Annotated in this window: 2 protein-coding genes; both read right to left on the bottom strand. The window is 55.6% G+C overall.

Translation table 11 applies throughout. The features are described 5' to 3' along the window. On the bottom strand, window positions 1-1,247 hold a 1,247-nt coding region (locus ACS5WU_RS13830; protein WP_465089204.1), incomplete at its 3' end, for a phosphoglycerate kinase. Between the two features lie 601 nt (window positions 1,248-1,848). Continuing rightward, window positions 1,849-2,677: type II glyceraldehyde-3-phosphate dehydrogenase (locus ACS5WU_RS13825; protein ID WP_465089203.1), on the bottom strand; the 829-nt coding region annotated here is incomplete at its 5' end.

The following is a 2,677-nucleotide window of genomic DNA, read 5'->3' as shown; positions in this document are numbered from 1 at the left end:
GGAAGCTCTTCGTTGGAAAGGAAGCGCACCAGGGCTCCGCCTCCTGTGCAGATGTACGACATCTCATCCTTGAGACCGAACTTTTTGGTTGCGGTCACGCTGTCTCCTCCGCCTACCACGGAATATGCGTCCGAATGCGCGATCGCTTCCCATACCGCCCTTGTCCCAAGCTCGGATTCCCTGTCCTCAAATACGCCCATCGGCCCATTGATGAAAACCGTCTGCGCATAGTTTAAGGTTTCGCTGTATTTGGCCGCAGTCTCTTTCCCAATGTCGATATACACTTCCTCGTCCGATACGCCGCTAAGCGGCACATCCTTGCGTTTGCCGTCTGTTACGCATGCAAGGTCAACGGGCAGTACGAGCTTATCACGGTAGGTTTGGCACAGCCTTTTGGCTTCAGGCAGCAGCTCCAGAAGATTTTTCTTCCTGAGGAACGCCATAGACGCTTTGCCGATGTCCACCCCGCAGGCAGCAAGCATCACATTGCCCACAAGGCCGCCTGTGAGGATCATATCCGCGCTGTCGTTTGCCAGAACCGTCTCCATCATCAGGAACGCGTCCTCGATCTTTGCGCCGCCCAGCACAAACATACACGGGCGCTCCGGCACGCTCATGATTGTCGAAATGATTTCATATTCCTTTTCAAACAGCCTACCCATTGCGCTTGGCAGCAGGTATTCGAAGCCGCACAGGGTGGGCTGGTCCCTGTGGGAGGCTGCAAACGCGTCGCATACGTAAAGGTCTGCAAGCGGCGCGAGCTTTCTTACCACAGTCGTCTTTGCCTGCTCCTCATGCGTCAGGCGCAGCTTCGTCTCAAACAGCGTCAGCTCCTCGCCCATGATACGCACGTTGTCGAGCATCAGGATATCGCCGGGCTGCATTGCTTTGATGCGCTCGCGCGCATACGGTCCGCACACGTCGTCAATGTACTCCACGTTTCTGTCAAGCAGCTTACTGAGCACCTTGCTGTGCGGCTGGGTTGTGTAGAAGTTTTTGTATTCGAGGTCTCCGCCCTGGTGGGCGAGCACAACGACCTTTGCACCTTTATCCGAAAGCTCGCGCAAAGTGGGTACGCAGCCCTCGATGCGCGTTGTATCCTTGAGTTCCCCGGTCTGTTTGTCGACCGGCTGGTTGACGTCCACGCGGCACAGCACCGTTTTGCCCTGCACGTCGAAATCGTCCAGTGTTTTGATTCCATATTTCATGTTGTTTCTTACCTCTCTCAATGCCTTTTGCAGTTCCACAGGTACAAAGCCGCGCGGCAGCCTGCGCCTGTACCGGCGGTATATGCGATGTTTCGGGGAATATCCGAAGACGGGGGCATAAGGCGCCGCCCTTCGGAGACGCACCGTACAGTCCAAAAATCAAAACTGTGTACGGTGCGCTGCATCCGCCTTTCAAAGCATGGATGGAACAACGTGGTCACGGCTTCTGAAGCTCCTCATTGCGGAGCCTCATGTCCCCGCCGGCAAGCTGCCGGTAGTTCTTTTGCGCTCTGCACTAACCACAGCAGGCAATATCCTGCAACCGGTTCTTACACGTTCTATGCAGCGACTGTACGGCGCCCGAATATACAACTCTGTTCCCGGCAGGCACAGGACAGATTGCAGCGAAGGGCTTCAGGAGCCGTGACACTTTGACCGGATTCTTTCATAGATTCGAATAGGCGGAGGCAGAGCGCGTTTTTGTCCTGCATTTACAATGTACGCGCGTCCCTGAGTCGCAAGCTGTCCTGCGCCTGCCCGGGAAAAAGCCAATCACCTGATCCGGCGCGAAATGAAGCAATACGGTGTATACCCCTGAAACGTACCGCGTTCTTCATGCCCGCCGCCACAGGCAGATTTCCTATCTCGCCTTCATCCCAAGGTATTTGTTGGTCAGCTCAAGCGCCTTCTCCTGCGAGCCGTTCATGTTGAGCGCCGCGCGGATTGCATCCATATTCTCAGGAATTACAACCGCTTCCTGCGGAATGTTGATCGCAAACATGATGTCCTTGCCAGAGTGCACCACCGTCTCTTCCCATACTGCGATTTCATACATATCCCCGCGTACGTTCCCAAGATCCCTCGCATAGCGGAACAGCGACGCGTTCCCAAGGAAGCCGTCTTCCAGCCTCACTACCCTGATGCGCGGATGCTTTTTGAAGGCCGCCAGCATCTCTTCCTTGCTGATCTCCTTTTTGGGCGTCGCCACAACCGTTATGATGTGGCCGTGTGTGACCGGCGTGTGCACCAGAATGCCTGTTGCGTCCACATGCGGCATGATCGTCATCAGGTCGAGCGCCTGGTGGCTGGGCGCTTTATCCACCTGCAGCGCGTTTGTCAGTCCACGGTGGTAGTCGCCCGGATCCGCCACCCTCCTGATGATTGTGATCGCTACTTTTTCCACGCCCACCAGCTTATCGATGCAGTCCACCGCACGGATCAACCCTGTCGTATTGCACGACGTCAGCTTCAGGTAATCCTTACCTACTCCATTGTCAAAGTTTGCATAGCCATGGAAGAATGCGTCTGCGATCTCGTTTTTCTCGCCGCCCTGGAAGATGGCCTTCACCCCGTGCTTTTCATACAGCGGCTTGTTCTTTGCGCCGATTCCGTTAGGCGCTGCGTCCAGCATGATATCAACCGACTTTACCAGATCCTCGAGCGTACCTGACACAGGGATGCCCAGCTCG

It is taken from the genome of Christensenella sp. KGMB01412, from assembly GCF_055522415.1.
Note: the sequence above shows the minus strand (reverse complement) of the source record. Positions and strands in the feature narration are given on the sequence as shown.